Annotated in this window: 16 protein-coding genes; 7 read left to right on the top strand and 9 right to left on the bottom strand. The window is 41.6% G+C overall.

All coding sequences use genetic code 11. The annotated features are described in order from the left end of the window. Window positions 1–23 precede the first annotated feature (23 nt). The 3 genes from G3T18_RS13430 to def form a co-directional block, all read right to left on the bottom strand. Window positions 24–1,340, bottom strand: a complete 1,317-nt coding sequence (locus G3T18_RS13430) for a PrsW family glutamic-type intramembrane protease (protein ID WP_224411074.1) — start codon at window positions 1,338–1,340, stop codon at window positions 24–26. Between the two features lie 73 nt (window positions 1,341–1,413). Then, a complete protein-coding gene (locus G3T18_RS13425; RefSeq protein ID WP_224411073.1) occupies window positions 1,414–1,614 on the bottom strand; it encodes a hypothetical protein in 201 nt (66 codons plus the stop codon). Window positions 1,615–1,635: 21 nt separating this feature from the next. Beyond that, complete coding sequence (gene def, locus G3T18_RS13420) at window positions 1,636–2,199, bottom strand: peptide deformylase (RefSeq protein WP_224411072.1); 564 nt, start codon at window positions 2,197–2,199, stop codon at window positions 1,636–1,638. Window positions 2,200–2,657: 458 nt separating this feature from the next. Between def and G3T18_RS13415 the strand changes: the two genes are divergently transcribed. The 4 genes from G3T18_RS13415 to G3T18_RS13400 all read left to right on the top strand — a co-directional run bounded on the left by G3T18_RS13415 (window position 2,658) and on the right by G3T18_RS13400 (window position 7,837). Beyond that, a complete protein-coding gene (locus tag G3T18_RS13415) occupies window positions 2,658–5,657 on the top strand; it encodes a PAS domain-containing sensor histidine kinase (RefSeq protein ID WP_224411090.1) in 3,000 nt (999 codons plus the stop codon). A gap of 3 nt (window positions 5,658–5,660) precedes the next feature. Next, entirely contained in the window at window positions 5,661–6,311 is a 651-nt protein-coding gene (locus G3T18_RS13410) for a DUF3598 family protein (RefSeq protein WP_224411071.1), read from the top strand. 77 nt (window positions 6,312–6,388) lie between these two features. Beyond that, the gene (locus G3T18_RS13405; protein ID WP_224411070.1) at window positions 6,389–7,615 is read left to right on the top strand and encodes an RNA-guided endonuclease InsQ/TnpB family protein; all 1,227 of its coding nucleotides are present in this window, start codon (window positions 6,389–6,391) and stop codon (window positions 7,613–7,615) included. 3 nt (window positions 7,616–7,618) lie between these two features. Further along, window positions 7,619–7,837: a DUF3598 family protein gene (locus tag G3T18_RS13400; RefSeq protein WP_224411069.1), complete on the top strand. Its 219-nt coding sequence runs from the start codon at window positions 7,619–7,621 to the stop codon at window positions 7,835–7,837. A 382-nt stretch (window positions 7,838–8,219) separates the two neighbouring features. Here the strand turns inward: G3T18_RS13400 and G3T18_RS13395 are convergent, their stop codons facing one another. From G3T18_RS13395 to G3T18_RS13385, 3 genes are all read right to left on the bottom strand, one after another. Further along, a complete protein-coding gene (locus G3T18_RS13395) occupies window positions 8,220–8,909 on the bottom strand; it encodes a manganese catalase family protein (protein ID WP_224411068.1) in 690 nt (229 codons plus the stop codon). Between the two features lie 320 nt (window positions 8,910–9,229). Beyond that, window positions 9,230–11,161 (bottom strand): hypothetical protein, encoded by a 1,932-nt coding sequence (locus G3T18_RS13390; protein WP_224411067.1) that lies wholly within the window; start codon window positions 11,159–11,161, stop codon window positions 9,230–9,232. Between the two features lie 211 nt (window positions 11,162–11,372). After that, the gene (locus G3T18_RS13385; protein ID WP_224411066.1) at window positions 11,373–11,960 is read right to left on the bottom strand and encodes a thioredoxin family protein; all 588 of its coding nucleotides are present in this window, start codon (window positions 11,958–11,960) and stop codon (window positions 11,373–11,375) included. 336 nt (window positions 11,961–12,296) lie between these two features. Here G3T18_RS13385 and G3T18_RS13380 point away from each other — a divergent pair, with 336 nt between their 5' ends. From G3T18_RS13380 to G3T18_RS13370, 3 genes are all read left to right on the top strand, one after another. Next, complete coding sequence (locus G3T18_RS13380) at window positions 12,297–13,400, top strand: AAA family ATPase (protein ID WP_224411065.1); 1,104 nt, start codon at window positions 12,297–12,299, stop codon at window positions 13,398–13,400. Beyond that, complete coding sequence (locus G3T18_RS13375; RefSeq protein WP_224411064.1) at window positions 13,400–14,098, top strand: DUF4276 family protein; 699 nt, start codon at window positions 13,400–13,402, stop codon at window positions 14,096–14,098. Before G3T18_RS13380 ends, G3T18_RS13375 begins: the two co-directional genes overlap by 1 nt. Window positions 14,099–14,213: 115 nt before the next feature. Next, on the top strand, window positions 14,214–14,618 hold the full coding sequence (locus G3T18_RS13370; RefSeq protein WP_224411063.1) for an NIL domain-containing protein: 405 nt from the start codon (window positions 14,214–14,216) through the stop codon (window positions 14,616–14,618). 1 nt (window position 14,619) lies between these two features. Here G3T18_RS13370 and trpE read toward each other — a convergent pair whose 3' ends face one another. The 3 genes from trpE to G3T18_RS13355 all read right to left on the bottom strand — a co-directional run bounded on the left by trpE (window position 14,620) and on the right by G3T18_RS13355 (window position 19,073). Next, on the bottom strand, window positions 14,620–16,164 hold the full coding sequence (trpE, locus tag G3T18_RS13365; RefSeq protein ID WP_224411062.1) for an anthranilate synthase component I: 1,545 nt from the start codon (window positions 16,162–16,164) through the stop codon (window positions 14,620–14,622). Window positions 16,165–16,291: 127 nt separating this feature from the next. Further along, the gene (gene psaD / locus G3T18_RS13360) at window positions 16,292–16,720 is read right to left on the bottom strand and encodes a photosystem I reaction center subunit II PsaD (RefSeq protein ID WP_224411061.1); all 429 of its coding nucleotides are present in this window, start codon (window positions 16,718–16,720) and stop codon (window positions 16,292–16,294) included. A 298-nt stretch (window positions 16,721–17,018) separates the two neighbouring features. Further along, complete coding sequence (locus G3T18_RS13355) at window positions 17,019–19,073, bottom strand: DICT sensory domain-containing protein (protein WP_224411060.1); 2,055 nt, start codon at window positions 19,071–19,073, stop codon at window positions 17,019–17,021. Window positions 19,074–19,141: the final 68 nt, after the last annotated feature.

The raw sequence follows: 19,141 nt of genomic DNA, 5'->3' as shown, positions 1-19,141 counted from the left end.
TCGACGTTCCAGGAAAACTTCATTTAAGGACGATTAGATAAACGAGTAGCAAAGTTTTGCGATCGCGTTGGAGAAATTGCTCTGGCTTTAAGAATTGCTGCGGCTAAAAAGGCATAAGAAACCACCCCGACTAAAGCTAAAAGTAAATTGCTATAATAACCAGAAGCATTCCATAAAGCGTGCAAAAGTGAAGCACTTAAATAACCAACTGACAAAATTTGCCAGCTTTTTCGAGGTTTGAGAGCGCATAATCCGATGAAATAGCCGAGATAGCCGCTATATGCCATGTGTCCGGCGACTGAACCCAAAATTCGGGGAATTAGTAAATGGATTCCCACTAGTTCGCCTAAACCTTCTCCGGCTTGCAAAGTCACTTGGTTAATAATGCCGGGAACGTACTGACCTAAAGTTTCGAGTAAGGTGAAACCTACGGCGGAAGCTGTTCCTAGGAGAATACCATCAAGAGGTTCGTTAACGCCGATACGCTGTTGCCAGCGAGAACCACCTATTTTGCCCAAGAAAAAGGCGGCGAGGATGGGTAAAGCTTTGAGTAATTCTTCCATTAATCCAGCGCCAAAAAACATCCTTATTAGTAACACTGCAAAAGATACAGGTTCTCCTTCGGCGGGCAAATTCCCTGGTAAAATTTCTCGAAAGACGACGATGAATAAAATTAGCAGGGGACTGAGCAAGATGGCAATTGTCCCAATGGCGGAAGCGATGAGAACCCACCAAGGCTTGTGTTTACCGCATAATTGATAGATATAAAAATAAGCAGCCCCGCTAATGTAGGCTGCTAGTAAAAAGTTGAAAACATCCGGATTTCCCACAAAGGCAAACATCAAGACGACGAATACCACTGTGAAGATAGCTGGTACTAAAAAAGCTTTTTTGGTTAAATCCCGTCCTGTAGAAATAATTGGGAAGAGTTGAGTAAATGTTACCGAGTCTGGTTGACGTGCAGGAGGGTAAGCAGAGGATTGAATTGCGGCAGTTTGCGCTGTTGAGGGATTTGTTTGTAGCTCAAACACAAAAACTGGACCGTCTCCTGCAAGTTGAATGCGATCGCCCGAGGACAAGTTTTGGCATCCATAAAGCCGTTCTCCGTTGAGATAAGTGCCGTTAGCACTGCCTAAATCGCAAATTTGCCAAATTCCCTCAGCTTGTTGGTTAATTGCTAGATGGCGGCGAGAAACCCCTTTATACAGATTGGCATCGAGAGCTATTTGGCAGCGAGGATCGCGCCCAATCGTTACTTCTTGAGTTTCCGAAAGAGTATATAGGGGAAGCTGCGCTCCTGATTTTCCGCCGCTTGGTAACTGTCGTAGCAAACCGCTCATTGGTTATTTGTGGTTAGTTATTATTTTGAATCTTAACCTCTAACCTTTTACCTCTCATCTGCGATCTAGCAAATTATTTCAAATTAGCTCGAGAATCTTGGACAGCGATCCAAAAGAAAAATATGGTCAGGGGAACGCTGGCAATAAGTACGATCGCGGTGGTAGAGTTACCTAAGTCTGGGGTTCCCGAAGCAAGTTCAAAAATTGAACCGACAGCCGCGATCGCTGCTATACAAGACCCTAATAAAAATACACCACTTTTGGGTGTCATCATCGTGATTGCTCCTTCCCTATCTCAAGCTACTGGTTGAACTGCTTGAACTGAAAAGCCATGTTTGGTCAGTTCTTCAGTTAAGACTAAACTATTTTCTACTCGATCTACGAACAAAACGCCATTGAGGTGATCCATTTCGTGTTGGATGGCGCGCGATAATAGGGCATTGGCTTTTAATTTCCGAGGTCGTCCTTGTTCGTCTTTGAAGCTTACTTCGATCGCTTCGGGACGAGTAACATCAATATAAACGTTAGGAATGCTCAGACAGCCTTCTGGTGCGCTACACAAGTCACGGCTGTATTTGGTGATTTTCGGGTTAATCAGGACTAGGGGTGGGTTAACTGAGTTATCTGGTTCGCAGTCAATGACAATTAGTTGTTTGTTGACTGCTACTTGAGGTGCAGCTAAACCGATCCCATCTGCACTATACATTGTTTGCAGCATCTCTTTGACCAGATCGCGAATGTTTTGGTCTACCTTCGAGATGCGTTTTGCTGGCTGACGCAGGACGCGATCGCCGAGATAATGAATTTCTAAAGGTGGTTTTGCTAACTTTTTCTTTTCTACAGTGATTACAGAAGTCATATTTCGGGCAAGCTACAGCTACTTTCTTGTCTTTAATTTTAACAGTTCTTTTCTGTTCGTCTGAGGAGGGATACCGCCAAATTACTTTTAATGGTCTTTTTTACTCAGTTTATCTTCCTTGGGGAAGAAGTTGCCTTCGGTTTTTCGAGATTTTTTGCTTATTTTACTGGTGGCGATCGCGCTCGTTTAGTTTTCTCATCCTCCTCTCGGCTTTACTTCCAGATAAACTTGCTTAATATTTCTTTTTTTTCTGTCTGTAGTCAAGTTTTCCTGTTCGGTTATCCGTTCTTTGACAGTTGTTATTTGATCTCAATCCTCGCTCTATCTTGTTTTAGATCAAAAATATTTAACTTTCCGAGTCATTTTTACTCAGAACGGATTACAATCATTAAATAAATATAAATGCTTTCTAGCAAGTTTACCATTATCAAATCGAGAAAAAATAATCACAAGTGTTAATGTTTCGCCTTTTCAGCAGGTGGGGCGTACTTGCCTTACTGATTTTAGCAGGGTATTGCGCTAACTACCTTCATTTAGCCTTATTTTTTGGTGTAGATTTTCTGTTTGGGAATATTTTTGTCTGGTTAGTCGTTTATCTGTATGGTATTGGTTGGGGGATTGCGGCTAGCGCGATCGTTAATTTACAGACTATTTTTCTCTGGGGTCATCCCTATGCTTTAATTATTTTCCTTGGGGAAACTGTTTGTGTTGGCTTAGTTTGGCAAATACAAATAAACAGTCGTTTTGCTTACTTGAGAAATAATTTAGTTTTGCTGGATGGAATCTATTGGCTTTTTGTCGGGATGCCCTTAATTTTACTATTTTATCTGGGCATTATGCAAATGGAAACTATTCCTGCTTTGCTGATTGTTTACAAACAGCCAGTTAATGGCATTTTTAACGCCTTAATTGCTAGTTTATTATTTACCTATTTTCCTCACTTATTTAGCTGGCTGGAGACAGAAAAAAAAGAAGAAATCTTTTCCATGCAGCAAATTTTCTTTCATTTCTTAATTACTTTTGCTTTTCTCCCAGCCCTAGCGTTCGCTGTTTTTGATAGTCATACCACTTTACAACAAATGGAAAATAATCTTCAGCAAAAATTGACAACTGATTCCACTGTTGTAGCTACTCAAATCAAACATTGGTATGAATTATCCGAGCAAATTTTAGATCGAGCAACCGAACAAGTTAATTTTGAGCGCGAAGCTGGCAACTTTACTGCGAAAATATTAGCGAATTTTCTTACTGATTTCAGTGGTTTATCTTTGGTCGAGCGAGCGAGCAGTTTGTCTAATTCTGAATTAGATTTTGTTCGTGATTGCTCACCAGTCAAGCCCAATTTAAACTCTCAAATTAATGATTTATCTTTACTTAATTATACTTTTGAGAAACAAAAATGTCAACTGGAAAATTTAGCGGCTGCCAAAATAAATTTAATCATTGAAGAAACCAGGTTGTTAACCGATGTCCAAATATACTTAATTAACCAAAGCAACAAAATCATCTTCAGCAACTTGACAAAATCGGAATTCATTGACTTTGAAAACGGCTGGTTAAAACCGATTGATGAACAAACTAAACAATGGCTACCAGCGAAAGAAAACTTACCCACAATGATAAAATGGGCAAGCTCTTATTATCTGCAAAAAAGAGAATTAGATCCCCAAATACCTTGGCAATTAATAGTAGCCACCCCAGCAAAATCTGAGATCGAAATTATCCAACAACAATACTGTACTAAGCTAGCCTTAATTTTAGCGATCGCCTTTATTTGTATAGTTCTATCAGCCTGGTTTGGTCGTTGGTTAATTAATCCTTTATCTAGATTAGCAGTAGCAACAACCAATTTACCCACTAAACTAAATTCCGAAACAGCAATTTCTTTACCAAAAACTTCAGTAAGTGAAATTAGCTCTTTAGTAGATAACTTTCAGATCGTAGCAGATACTCTCAAAGCTGAGTTTCAGCAAATCCAAAATATTAATCAAAATCTGGAAAAAAACGTAGAAATTCGTACGGAAGAATTGGCGAAAAAAATTGCTGAATTAGAAATAGTTGAAGAATCATTGCGCCGCAGCGAAGACCAATTATTATTAATTTTAGAGACCATTCCCGTCGCCCTAGTAATCACCCGTTTAGAAGACAATTTAATTCTCTATGCTAACTCTTATTTAGCTGCCAAATTTGAATTTGCTGAATCAGGAAATGTCATCGGTAAAAATGCTGTAGAATTTTATAGCGATCGCAGCGAACCCCAGCGAATGTTAAAAATTTTTCAAGAAACTGGAAGCATTAAAAATTGGGAAGTTCGTCTCAAAAAAGCTAACCAACAAATATTCTGGGCGCTAGTCTCTTGGCAGCCAATTATCTTTAATCAAGAAAAAGCTTTCTTGGGAGTTTTTTACGATATTAGTGAACGCAAACAAGCAGAAGAAAGACTGCAAAAACTTAATGAAGAATTAGAAAATAGAGTTCAACAACGCACCGCTTCTTTACAAGAAGAAATTGTCCATCATCAACGAACAGTAGAAGCATTACAGCAAACTTTACGAGAACTGCGACGTACTCAATCTCAATTAGTTCACAGCGAAAAAATGGCTTCTTTAGGGCAGTTAGTTGCGGGAATTGCCCACGAAATTAATAACCCAGTTAGCTTTATTTATGGCAATCTTAGTTATGCTAGAGAGTACATTCAAGATTTACTCAATCTAATAGAACTTTACCAGCAACATTATCGGGAAACACCGAAAGAAATTCAAGCCAAATTAGAAAATATTGATTTCCAGTTTATTGCTGAAGATTTGCCCAAAGTAATTTCTTCAATGAGAGAAGGAAGCGAACGCATTCGCAGTATCGTTTTATCTTTACGAACCTTCTCGCGTGTTGATGAATCAGAGATGAAACAGGTAGATATTCATCAAGGAATTGATAGTGCTTTACTAATTTTAAAGAATCGTTTAAAACCTCAACCAGAGCGACCGGGAATTAGAGTCATTAAAGAATATGGCGATTTACCTTTTGTGGAATGTTCCCCTGGTCAACTTAATCAAGTCTTTCTCCATATTTTAACTAATGCCATTGATGCTTTAGAAGATAATACAGTTTCCAGTATTAAGTCTTCTCAAAAGATTTTTTGCCTTTTACCTTTGAGTTTTTGCCCTTTGCGTTGTATTCGCATTCGCACTGAACTAATTGGAGAGGAACGAGTGGTAATTCGCATTGCGGATACAGGTTATGGTATGACAGAGGAGGTACGTTCAAAAATTTTCGATCCCTTTTTTACGACTAAAGCGGTAGGTAAAGGAACTGGGTTAGGATTAGCGATTAGCTATCAAATTATTGTCGAACGACATCAAGGTGAACTACGTTGTGAAACTTCTTCGTTTTATGGTACAGAGTTTGCGATCGAAATTCCTATTAGTCGCGATCGCAGTAATTTAGTTGCAGGAGTTTAATTTATGCCTTCCCAATGGAACAATTTACTACAAAATTTGGGCGAATGGCACGGTTCGTTTACTCGCTTTTCACCTCAAGGTGAGGAATTGGAGGATACTCCGACGGTGGTTTCTCTCGAAGGAGTTAATAATAACCAAGCTATTCATCTGGTTGTCCGTCGGCTGCCTCCGGGTCAACCGCCTCAAGAAAAAGTGTTAGATTTTAGTTCTTTGTCTAGAGGGGCTTTATTTTTTCCCAATGGCGCTTTTTCTCAAGGTTCCCTACAATGGTCGCCATTTGCTGAATTTGGCGCTGAATTAGGCTTGATTAATGAATCTCGCCGGATGCGTTTGGTACAAATGTTTAATAAAGAAAGTAAACTCGAATTTATTAGTTTGGTTCGGGAAAAGTTAGCAGGTACGGATACTCCGGAACGCAACCCACTGACGGTGGAGCAATTATTAGGTGAATGGCAGGGAGAAGCGATGAGTATTTATCCCGATTTCAGCAGTCCAGAAACTTTCGCAACTCGACTGCATATTCGTCGCGAAGGAGAAAATCGCTTGCATCAAGAGCTAAAATTTGGCTCTCGCGCGATCGCCTCTACTGCTAAAATTAATGGTTCGACTCTCCTTTTTGACCGAAAATCTTGGGTTTCAAGCCCCGTCCTTTAGCGAAGCGGAGGACGGCTTTTTGTTGCTATTTTGGGTTGAATCTGCTACCATTTTGATACTAGCGTGGTCAGGATCAAATGTTGGTCTTGGAGTACAAGGTTAAGCCAAAGCCACAACAAGTAGCTGCCATTGAAGAGGCGATTCGGACAAGTCAGTTTGTGCGAAATAAAGTGCTTCGCTTCTGGATGGATAACACAGGTGTAGGTAAAGCTGAACTCTTTAGATACAACACAGCATTAAGAAATGAGTTTGAATTTGTCAAAGACTTAAACTCCCATGCTTGTCAAACTGCGGTTGAAAGAACACTGAGAGCAATTACTCGCTTTTATGAGAATTGTAAACAACAAAAACTAGGAAAAAAGGGCTATCCCAAATTTAAAAAACACTCTCGTTCTGTAGAGTATAAAGTTTCGGGTTGGAAGCTGGATGAAAGCACCAAGAAACACATCACCTTCACCGACAAAAAAGGAATAGGGAAACTAAAACTAATTGGTTCTAGAGACATTCAATACTTTCAGCCAGAGCAAATTAAACGGGTCAGAATTGTCAGGAGAGCAGATGGGTATTACGTCCAATTCTCGATTAAATTAGACCCCAGAGATACCGTAAAACCTTTAACTCCTACTCAAAAGGCTGTAGGAATTGATGTGGGTTTGAAGTTTTTCATTGCTGATAGTCAGGGGAATACGGAAGTAGTTCCTCAATACTATAGAAAAGCAGAAAAACATCTTAATAGACTCAACCGCAGAAAATCAAATAAGTACCGCAAAGGCAAAAAGCCACAGTCCAATAATTATCACAAAGCGAGACAGCGATCTGCCAAAAAGCATTTAAAAGTAAGTAGGCAACGAGAAGAGTATTGCAAGAAAGTGGCACTCCGTTTAATCCAATCTAACGATTTGGTCGCCTATGAAAATTTGAATGTAAGAGGCATGGTGAAGAATCGTCGTCTAGCTAAATCGATAACGGATGCAGGATGGACAACTTTCCGTCAATGGTTAGAATACTTTGCAGACAAATATGGAAAGTTAGCCATTGCTGTTCCTCCCCATAATACTTCTCAAAACTGCTCCAACTGTGGAGAGAAAGTACAAAAATCTCTATCGACGAGAACTCATGTTTGTCATCATTGTAGGTTTGTTTGCGACCGGGACTGGAACGCGGCGATAAACATTCTGCAAAGAGCTTTATATATCGTGGGGCGCACGAAAATCTACGCTTCAGGAGAAACTTCCTCTTGGTTGGTTGGAGAAATCCTGTTAGCCAACGAAGATTCGTTGAATGAAGAATCCACGTCCTTATAGGGCGTGGAGCGTCAAAAAAGCGACTTACCCGTACAGATTTTGTTACTACCAGATGCAGCTTCTGCTAACTGTCCCTTAGAAATTAAACGCGGTTATCCTTTTGTTCTCGAAGCTGGTTGGTTAGTCGCCCCAAACCTGCGCTATAGGTTGGTTCGCAGCTATTCTGCTAAAGGAGAATTGCTAAATTTAACCTTGGTTCAAGAAGAAAAAGTTAGTTACTAATCGGCAATTTTATTAACAAATAAAACAAAGCTTTAAGTTTTATCAACTCTAAATCTGAAAATCAGAAAGCGATCGCCTTGAAAGTGTAGAAATCATTACCTTACAAGGTAGTATTTGTTCTGTCACCAAAGCTACCAAAAACTAGGTCAATTGTTAAAATTGTCGTAGAGACACTCAGGGTTTACGCTACTGAGTCAGGATATCAAAGAGGCTCATCATGACTCCAGAATTAAGTCAAGCTTTGTTAGTAATTGGGATTGTCGCAATTTACTGTGCAGCAATATCTCCCATTTTGTGTTGGATTCTGCCCAAAAGAACCCGCCAAGTTCATTAAAAAATATCTAGTTAGAAGGTGCGTTACTAAACGCACCCTAACTAATAATTATTGTCCGCCGGGTTGAGGATTTGCCACATAGCGAAAATCAGGTTCCGAATTCCAAGGACCACGCTCATCCTTACCGTTAGTAGAGAGATTATAGTAAATATCTACAGTTTCATCAGGTTCAATATTACCAAAGAAAGGATCGGTAAGTTTACCCATTGAATCTAAGGCATTCATGAACATTTTCGTATGAGAAATTTCCCGGGTGAGCAAGTGAACCAAAGTCTTCTTTGTACCCTCATCTGGTGCTAATTTAATCAGTTGTTCGTAAGTTTGACGCGCCCCCGCTTCAGCCGCAATATCAGCACGTAAATCTCGCACTACATCGCCACCTTCATTTAGATAATTTGCATTCCAAGCATTTCCTTGACTGTCGAGAAAGTGAGGTCCTTTACCACGAACAGCAAACAAGGTACTCTTAAATGCTTCAGTTTGATCGACATTTTTGGTATGATTTTCGATCAGTTTGCCAATCATTTCTAAGTGACTAAACTCTTCAATAGCAATATCTTGAAGCATATCCCGAATACCAGGATCTTCGGTATGAAATGATTGTACCCAATATTGTAAAGCAGCCGATAATTCGCCTGTCGCACCGCCAAATTGTTCTAATAACAGTTGAGCAAAACGAGGATTAGGCTCATCTATATTTATGCTTTTCTCAATTAGCTCTTTTTTATGGAAAAACAAAACTAAATTCCTCCTTATCTATTTTTGGCATCGCCATCAGTCGCTTAGATAGCGATCTACTCATATCTTCTAGAAAAATTTCCTTTGATACTTCAATCTACAGACGCATCATCAAACTGATAAGATTTATTCTGTTAGGTAGAGTTTCGAGATTTTTTTTCTCGCTAACATTGTCTAGATGGCGGCACAAGGTTAACCTAGTCAAGGTTGTGTAAATTTTGCTTTCCTCTGAGAGAACCAAAAGAAAGAAATACCTAATAACTTGATAATTGTATCTAGTTAACTCTAACTTTTATTTGACCATAAACTGCCACTAAAAACTAATATCCAGTGACAGTCGCCTCAAAACTTAAATCTCCAGCTTTGATTTGCAAATTACCTATTTTCCATCCCAGATAAATAGGCAAATTCCCGTTTGTCGGGTTATAGATAGCAAAATTTTTTGACCAGTTATGAATCGTCCCGTTACGCACAACTAAAGGTAATTCATTCTCGCTGTTGAGAGTTAATTCTAAGCGAGAGCCATTAGCACCCCTTAACTGTACTTTTCCTCGATCCAAACTACTCAAATCAAGGCGGCTTTTACTTTTAACTGCTTGTTGAAAATCCTCATAACTACCATAACTTTCTCTTTCACCCACTTCTAACACAAAACCCGCATAATTATTTCCTGTAGCTGTCGCTTGCAAAGTTTGCTCCGCCGAATATTGCTGGGCAAATTTTTCTTTCGGGATACTGACTTTTGTATAGCTACTCAAATTAATTGGCTGAACAGCTAACCAAGTATTTTCTAGTTGAAAAAACCAAATTCCCTCTTCAATTTCCGCCTTAGCTGTTTCTGGTAATTGGAAGAAAAAAGGTTGATTGGCGGGACGCAACCAAATCAGAAGATTGCGGTATTGTCCAATTCGATCGCCTGGATTTTTTCCTGGTCTAACCCAGCCACCGCCTGTATTAACGACGAAATAATCAACACCACGTTGGGAGTTATCAGCCATTAATTTAAACGGACTAAGATCGGCATCCGGAAAAGTTCCCGCGATGCTACCCATTTGATAAGTATTAGCGAAAAAATTCGTTTCCCAATATCCCGGTTGCCGATCGTTTCCTGGTTGCCAATTTTCGTATAGTGGTTTAGTAGCTAAGATTTCTACTGGTTTATCAAACTGTTTCCGGGCTAAAGCAACTACAGCTAAAGGAGGACGATAGGAACTGGTAATTAAATGTAGGGTATCCAGTTCTGGATCGGGATTTTGGTGAGTTGTATCGCCAAAATATAACCAAAAGGTACGCGCTGCCGACGAACCAAAAACAACATTGCTATAACCGTAATCTCGCTTTGATGGTCCGCCAAAACCACCGCGATAATATTTCAGTGCAGCCGCCGCAGACATCCAATCTAAGCCAGCTTTGGCTAAAGCTTTTACTTCTGGATCTTGGGCAAAATCATAAAGGTTGAGATAAGCAGCGAAGGTATGACCGTGATAGGTTTCTGAGTCCCATTCACCCATACCAATGTTATATAAAGCCCCCACGTAGCGCTGAAGTTTTTCTTTATAAAGCTGGCGAGTGTTTTCGTTACCTGTTTCTTCTGCCATCAGGTAAATAGCTGTTTCTCGCATGGCACGCAGACCATCGGTGTTGCGTCCGTCTACCCAGCCGCCGCGTATTTCCGGTTCCCAACCTTCACCGCCTTTACCTTCTCCGTAGATGGGATGAGGACGTCCGTTGGGGTCTTTTTCTGTCCAGGTTTTTGCCCCCTCGAACATTCGTTGTTTGTAAGCAGGGTCGAGATTTTCGCCAAAGAAGAAGTATTTGCGGATTTGTCCTTTGAGGGTGAAGGCGTAATAATAATCAATGCCTTGGGTGTGGCGGTTATCTTCGGCTTGGATATCTTCTTGTTGCAGGAAGGAGATGGCTTTGTCTCGGTTTCCGGCTAAGAAGTCAAACATGGCTTTGGGGTAGGATCTTTTCTCGTTTTCGCCGTGGGTGTTACCGTAGTTTGAGTTGGCGTGGTAGGCGATGATTTGCTTGGCTCGTTGTTGAAATTCGGCTTCTAGTTCGGGTGTCCACTGATTTTCTAAGGGAACTGAAACGGAGATTTCTGGGGAATTTTGCTGGTTTTGTCGTATTTGTTTGGTTTGCGGGGTGGGTGTTGCTAATTCTGGTTTAGATGAGGTTGTGGGGGCGCAGCTAGCTGCGGTTAGCAGTGGGAGAAGAGTTGTGAGGATGCGTAGTTGAAGGGATCTCATTTTGTGCCAGATTAGCTTGTGAGTAAGGAGAGGGCGGAGAGGGCAACCACTGGGGGCGAGGGCGACCACTGGGGGTTAGGGCGACCACTGGGGGTTAGGGCAACCACTGGGGTCTAGGGCAACCACTGGGGGCTAGGGCAACCACTGGGGGCTAGGGCAACCACTGGGGGTTGCCCCTACATGGTGTGTTTGGTCGAACTTGGTAAGAGGTTTATTTGACTGATGCGCCGTGACTGCGGGGGTCGTCTGAGGTTTGCGGTGGGTTGTTCATTATTGCCTCTAATCTTGAGACTTGACCGAAGTTGTTTGTATATGGGATGGGATTATTGGCGATTAAAGCGTCTAAATTTGTTTGGATGACTGACATTGGTTGTTCGCCGATGGTTTGGGCGATCGCGTTTCCTTCTGGGTTTAAGAAGACGAAGTGAGGAATGCCGTCAACTCGATAGCGCAATACTTCTGGCAGCCATTTGCTATTATCAACGTTGAGCATGACGAAGTTGACGCGATCGCTATATTCGTTTTTGACTTCGTTGAGGTCTTTTGCCATTGTCTGACAGCTTGTACACCAGTTGGCGTAAAATTCGAGGAATGTTGGTTTACCGTTGCTTAAAGCCACTTCTAAAGGGGTTGATTCTGATGCTTGCGCGTCAAGAGTAGCTGTGTCAGTTTCAGTTTGGAAGCCTAAAAATAAAGCTGCGGCTAAGGCGATCGCTACAATGGCAATAACGACATTTCTCACCCGTTTGGCAACTTTGGCTGTTTGCTCGATATTTGCTGGAGATAAATCCTGAGTCATGTCAAGTAAACTTTATAAATTGTTAAATTTCCACAAATTCTATAATATCTTTTCATTTTAACGATGATGGATCGGACTGAAGTTAGGCGATCGTGCCCAGTGCCAATTTTAGCTATTCGTCCATCACTTCGGTGCTTGTAAGCTACACCTTTCCAAAAGCTTTTCCGGGATAAAATTTGACTATCAGTATTAGGATTAGATTATCTGGACGAAACTCGAAAAATTCCTGAAGACTCAAATGAGTTTTTCCCTCAAATGATGGTTTATTAACAAGCTGACAATGATAAATATTATTGCATAACTAAACAGATAATTATGGAATTAGGAGACTGACTTTTGAATAGGCTAAAAAGATTAACCCTCAATGGATTTAAGTCTATTAAGGCAATGGATATTGAGCTACATCCTTTAAATATCTTGATTGGAGCAAATGGGGCAGGTAAAAGCAATTTGATCTCTTTCTTCAAGATGCTTAACGAGATGATGGCTGGGCGCTTACAACTTTACATTGGGAAATCGGGGGGTACTAAATCTCTGTTACATTTCGGACCTAAGACAACGGGCAAGATAGAAGCAAAGCTGGAATTTGAAGTTGAAAATGGGGTAGATACCTATGATCTACTGCTGTCTTATGCTGAAGGTGATACACTAATCTTTGATGAAGAAAAATTGAGCTTTCTGCAAACTGGTTGGGAATCTCCAAGAATTGATTCATTAGGTGCAGGACATCAGGAAACTAAAATAGGTAAAGAAGCAGATGAAGGCATACAAACAGCTAAGACGCTGAGATACTTACTCAATCACTGCCGCGTTTATCACTTTCACGACACATCAGCTACGGCAGATGTGCGTCAATATTGTTATGTTGGTGATAACCGATGGTTAATGCCCGATGCTGGTAATTTAGCTGCATTACTTCTGAGGTTTCGTGAAGAAAGTGGAGGTGCCGCTTATCAGCGTATTATCGGCACAATTCGGATTATTGCCCCTTTTTTCGATGATTTTGTTCTTAAGCCAAATGAATCTAATCGTGTTATTCTCAACTGGCTAGAAAAGGATTCAGATCATGTATTTGGACCACATCAATTTTCAGATGGGACTTTGCGTGCTATCTGTCTTACCACGCTGCTCTTACAGCCAAAAGATGAACTTCCAGAACTTATTGTTGTTGATGAGCCGGAACTGGGACTTCATCCCTATGCCCTAAATATCGTGGCTGATTTGTTTAGTAAGGCGGCACTCCATACCCAAATTCTCATTAGCACCCAATCTAGTTCTTTCTTAGATAATTTTGATCCTGAAGATGTAATCGTGGTAGACCGAAACGGTAAAGAGTCTCAATTTAAGAGATTAAATCCAACAGAATTAGATGCTTGGCTTGAAGAGTATAGTTTGGGAGAAGTTTGGGAGAAAAATATTATAGGGGGAGGCCCACATTAATGGCACGCCTGTACCTATTTGCCGAAGGACAAACCGAGCAGACATTTGCTGACAATTTGATCAAAAAGGAATTAGCTCGACATCAAGTTTATCTGCACAATCCGGTACTCATTGCTCATGCAAAAAAGAAAGGTCGGACACATCGAGGTGGTGGTCGTAACTATGAGCCAATGAAGAACGACATCATACGTTTTCTTAAGCAAGAGAAAGCTAGGGATGTTTTCTTCACAACTATGATTGATTTATATGCTATTCATTCCGGTTTTCCGGGATTAGTTGAGTCTGAGAATATGCGCCAAAATCCGCTACAGCGAGTTGAATTTTTAGAACAACGCTTCGCAGAGGATATTAGCGATTCTCGATTCATTCCTTACATTCAGTTACATGAATATGAAGCATACCTCTTTTCTGACCCAATGTGCTTTGAGTATCTTGATAGTGGAAGGACAAAAGAGATTAAAATTCTCCAGAATATTGCTAGTCAATATGAAACACCTGAGTTAATCAATGATGGGCAGGAAACAGCACCTAGCAAACGGATCATAGAGCAGTTTCCTGATTATGGAAAAGCGAAGTCTACTTTTGGACCACAGTTAGCTGAAAAAATTGGCTTAGAATTAATTCGGAGCAAATGCTTTCATTTCAATAAATGGCTGTTACGGCTTGAGTCTTTAAATGAGGAATATATGAATAGTTGATTGCTTAACAAACCTATGCAGTGGAGTAAGTGGTGACTTCTGGGCTGGTTTCAGTTTTGTTTCATAACCGTTAAATTTGAGACGGCGATCTCAAACCTCAATCGTAACTACAAAGATGAAAAAAAGAGTAACTTTAATATTTCCGAAACGGACAGTACAAATGCCAGTTACTTATCGACTGGCGAAGGATTTTAACGTAGCTGCTAATATTATTCGCGCTCAAGTAGCGCCGAATCAAGTAGGAACTTTAGTCGTGGAACTTTCGGGCGATATTGATGAATTAGAAGCGGCAATTGAGTGGATGCGATCGCAGGAAATTAATGTTTCTCTCGCTAGTCGGGAAATTATGATTGATGAGGATAGCTGTGTGGACTGCGGTTTGTGTACTGGTGTTTGTCCGACGAAGGCGCTAACTTTAGACCCGGAAACATTTAAACTCAATTTTACGCGATCGCGTTGTGTGGTTTGCGAACAATGTATTCCTACTTGTCCGGTGGAAGCGATTTCTACTAATCTTTAAACTATTCTTTAGTAGAACGTAAGGAAAGAATTGCTTCGAGCAAACCTCTAGCTTTATTTAGCGTTTCCTCATATTCTTTTTCTGGGTCAGAATCAGCGACTAAACCTGCCCCTGCTTGTACGGAAACTTGATGTTGATTGTTAGTTTGGGGACGAACAACCATCGTGCGAATTGCGATCGCGCTATTCAATTGACCTTCAAAGTCATAATAACCATAAACCCCAGAATAAGGTCCGCGACGTTCTGGTTCAAGTTCCTGAATAATCTCCATCGCCCGAATTTTGGGCGCACCACTAACAGTACCCGCCGGAAAACAAGCTTTCAGTAAATCCCAAGCAGTACATTCTGGTGACAATTCTCCCACAACATTACTGACAATGTGCATAACGTGGGAATAACGTTCGATCGTCATTAATTCGTCAACTCGGACGCTACCTTTGGCGCAAACTCTACCTAAATCGTTGCGTCCTAAGTCTACTAACATAATATGTTCGGCAACTTCTTTCGGGTCAGCAAGTAACTCTTTCGCCAAAGCTTCATCTTCACTAGCAGTTTTACCTCGTCTGCGCGTTCCCGCGATCGGGCGCAAAGTCGCTTGTAAACTGCCTTCTGGGCTGCGTTCCGCCTTAACCATCACTTCTGGAGACGAACCAATAATTTGCCAATCGCCAAAATTATAATAAGCCATGTAAGGCGAAGGATTAATTAACCGTAGCGAGCGATAGAGTGAGAAAGGATGACCTTCGTAGGGTGCTGATAAACGCTGAGAAAGCACCACCTGAAAAATATCACCAGCGCGAATATAATCCTTAGCTTTTTCGACATTCTCACAAAACTGTGCTTTCGGGGTATTACTTTGGAAACTTAGTTCGTGCTTGTTTTCAAGATTTGTCGGCGAGATCGATTCCAAAGATTTAGCCTCAGCCGGGAGAGATAACTTCAGTTTACTAATCAAACGAGTTGCGATCGCGCAAGCTCGATCGTAAGCCACTTCGAGATCGATATTTTCGTCACGGAGATCCGCATAGGCGATCGCCCAAATTTTCCGCTTCACCTGATCGAAAACAATCAGGTTATCCACCTGCATCCATACCCCATCAGGTAAATCATCTTTTGTCGCTGGATAAATCGGCACTCGCGGCTCAATCCAGCGAATCAACTCATAACCCCAAAAACCAAACAAACCGCCTATTCCCGGCGGTAATTGAGGTAATTTCACCGGATGATAAGGTTCCAAGCACTCAGACAGCACCTCAAAAGGATTGCCCGAAAATACCTCTACCCTACCATCCCGGTGAGTTTGCCTAGTCTCATTTCCTTTCGCCGCCAAAACCCAAAGAGGATCGCAACCGAGGAAACTATAACGTCCCAGATTTTCCCCACCTTCCACTGACTCTAACAAGAAACTATAAGGCTGACCTGCACAAACTTTGTACCAAGCGGAAACAGGCGTTTCTAAATCCGCCACCCACTCCTGATACACCGGGATAAAGTTACCCTGTTGCGCCAGTTGGCAAAATTGGGAAAAATCTGGGAAGATCGTCATTTTGTCGTTTTTTTTGGTTATTTGTTATTAGTAGGCAGTTAAGGTAGAGAACGTCAATCAAACATCTCTACCAGCTTTCAATCAGGAAAAACCAACTACCGACTACCAACTCCCAATTAACAACTCTCTAAACTTCGTATGGTTTTTTACCAGAGAACTTCAGAGTAGCAGGTTCGGGGTTGCTGCCAATGTTTCTGTCTTTCTTGCCATTATAAGGACGACCTTCGTTGACATTTTCTGGGAAGACACCATCAGCAGGGTGAAGATATTGAGTTTCGCCGTTGGGGAAAACTCGGTAAATCTTATAGTCGGTAATTTTCGGTTTAAAATTAGTCCGCAACTGCGCTCCGAGAGCGATGCAGTGTTCTTTACGAGCGAGATAAAGCAAGTTTTCACCTTCGCGCATGATTGCTGCACCACCTGTAGGCATTTCAAACACTTGCTCTTGGGAACTTGTCCAAGTAATCGCGTATTTTTCTTCTACTAAGGCTTTGGTTAGCATACCGCCTGTGCTGCCACCAAAGATCGGAGTTTGTCCAGAAAGTCCTTCTGCCATAATTCCTTCATTAAACAGTGTTTAGGGAATGCTATCACCGAGACAAGGCTCATTTTGCAATCTGTCAACAAATGTTACAGTTTTTTGGGGATTGGGGATTTCAGTGAACAGTGAACAGTTATCAGTTGTAAGTTATCAGTTATCCATAGAAAGTGGAGACTAGGGAGACAAGGGATTGGGGGAGAGGGGGAAGACGGGGGAGACTTAGGAGATAAACTGTTAACTGCTAACTGCTAACTGGTCAATGTTAACTGTTAACTGTTCCCACCTCACCACCTCACCAATTCCCTCTCCCCAATCACTTCTTAGATTTTCTGCCTTTAGAGGGATTCGGTGTTGAACCGTGAGAAGATTTTTTTTCTTCGCGACTATCAACGATGGGTAAAGTAAAACGGAACTTTGCGCCGCGATCTTTGCCTGGAGATTCCGCCCAAATTTCTCCCCCCCAACGGTTGACAATTTGACGACAAATTGCTAAACCTAAACCTGTGCCGCCAGTGGTTCGTCGTAAAGCGCCTTCTTCTTGATAAAAGCGATCGAAGACTGTTTCTAAACGATTGGGTTCAATTCCGCGCCCGGTATCGGAGACAGTAACTTCGACCATTTGAGATCCGTTAGTTTTGGCTTGAATTGTGACTTCTCCGTCAGAATCGGTGAATTTACAGGCGTTATCGATTAATTTGGCGAGAACTTCAACAACCCACTCGCCATCAGCTTGAACTAAAGGGAGATCCGAGTTGGGGGGAACGTTAATTTCGGGTAATTTGGTTTCGCGGAGACGGGCGCGAACGTTACTAACGGCGAGATAAATACATTCTTCGAGAGAAATAGATTCTGGATGCCATTCGACACGACCGCTTTCTAGTTGAGAGAGGGTGAGAAAGTCTTGGATTAGTTTCCGCATTCGTTCGGCATCAGTGAGGGCGGTATTAAGCATTACTTGCCGCAATTCAGGAGACATATCTGGTTCGCTGGCAAGACTTTCGAGACAAACTTGAATGGTAGAAAGGGGAGTCCGCAATTCGTGACCTGTAATGGCGACTAAATTGGAACGAGTGCGATCGAGGGCTTCTAGTTGTTCGTTGAGGTCTTCTAGATTAGCGTATGCCTCAGCTTGAATTAAAGCAACTCCAACTTGAGTGGCGATCGCTTCGACTAAGGCTATTTGTTCTTGCGTCCATTTGGACAAGTTTGTCCCGCAGTGATGTAGCTCGACCATGCCTAAAAGTCTACCTTGATACAGCACTGGAACCAATAACCAGGAAACAATCGAAGCACTTTTAACTAAGCTATAGAGTGATTTTGGTAGGGAAGTATTACGGCGCCTTTCGGTTGGTAAGGGTTTGTCACTGATGCGAGGATCGTTTTGGGCATTTTCCGAACCAATTGCTTCTTTAGTTTTCGCTACTTCTGCAAATAAGGGATTATCTTGCAGCAACCAAGTTTGTCCTTTGAGAGAGTCAATCTGCGGATTGATAAATTCATGAGTGATGACTGCGGTAGCGTCAGTATCTTTACAACGGTAGACTATACAGCGACAGACTCCTAATCCTTCGCCTAGTTTTTCCACCGCAATTTGTAAAATTTCTTCAGGATCGAGCGATCGCCTGAGTGCGGTTGTCACTGAGTTAATCAGTCTTTCTTTCTTTTCCTTGGCGACTAGGGAACGATTGGCTTTGAGTAACTTATATTGACCTGCTTGTAAATATGTTACTAAGCGTTGGACAAAGGGATCGGGATGGCTTGTGGGTGAGTCGGCTAAAGAAAAATTTTCTTCCTCAATTGACTCGGAGAGATTTTGTAAATATTGTTTTTTTGCCCGCTTGATTTTCCCTGCTAATTCTGGTCGATAAGCCAAAATACGTTCTAAGACGATCGAAGCTGCTTGCTTGCTGACTTGAGGATCGAAAGTCCAGATACCCTCAAAACGACGAGTAGTGTCCATCTCCGCATCATTGTTTTTGGCTAAGGTTTGCGATCGCTCCCGACACACTAAGCAGGTAGCATATTCCTGTGCGACGACGATTAAATGCCATTCGTTGGTTAAAGTATCTTCCGGATCGAAAGCTATTTTTTCGTAAACACCAGAATCATGCTTAAAATCGGTTTCTGGTGCGGCTAGCACATAAACCTGATTGCTCTTCTGGGCGATGCGTCGGTAGCGATGAGCTTCTTGACGGTAAAAACGCTCTCTTTGAAAACTCGCAATTACTAGAGGTTGCTCATCCCCCGCTAACACCCGATCTTCCATTGCGTGAGAAAGGGCAGTTAAGGAAGATTTGAAATACATTTGGGGTCGCCAGTTGGGTAGGCTTGACAGCAACTGAGCTAGCACTGAAGTCTGGATGCTCATCAATATTATTTTCTGTTTTCGCTTATTTTTAAATCGACTTCGCTCGGTGATATTTATATTTTCGCCTC

The sequence above is a fragment of the Oscillatoria salina IIICB1 genome, assembly GCF_020144665.1.
Taxonomy (GTDB): Bacteria; Cyanobacteriota; Cyanobacteriia; order Cyanobacteriales; family SIO1D9; genus IIICB1.
The sequence above is the reverse complement of the archived record's forward strand: the minus strand, read 5'-3'. Positions and strand labels throughout refer to the sequence as shown.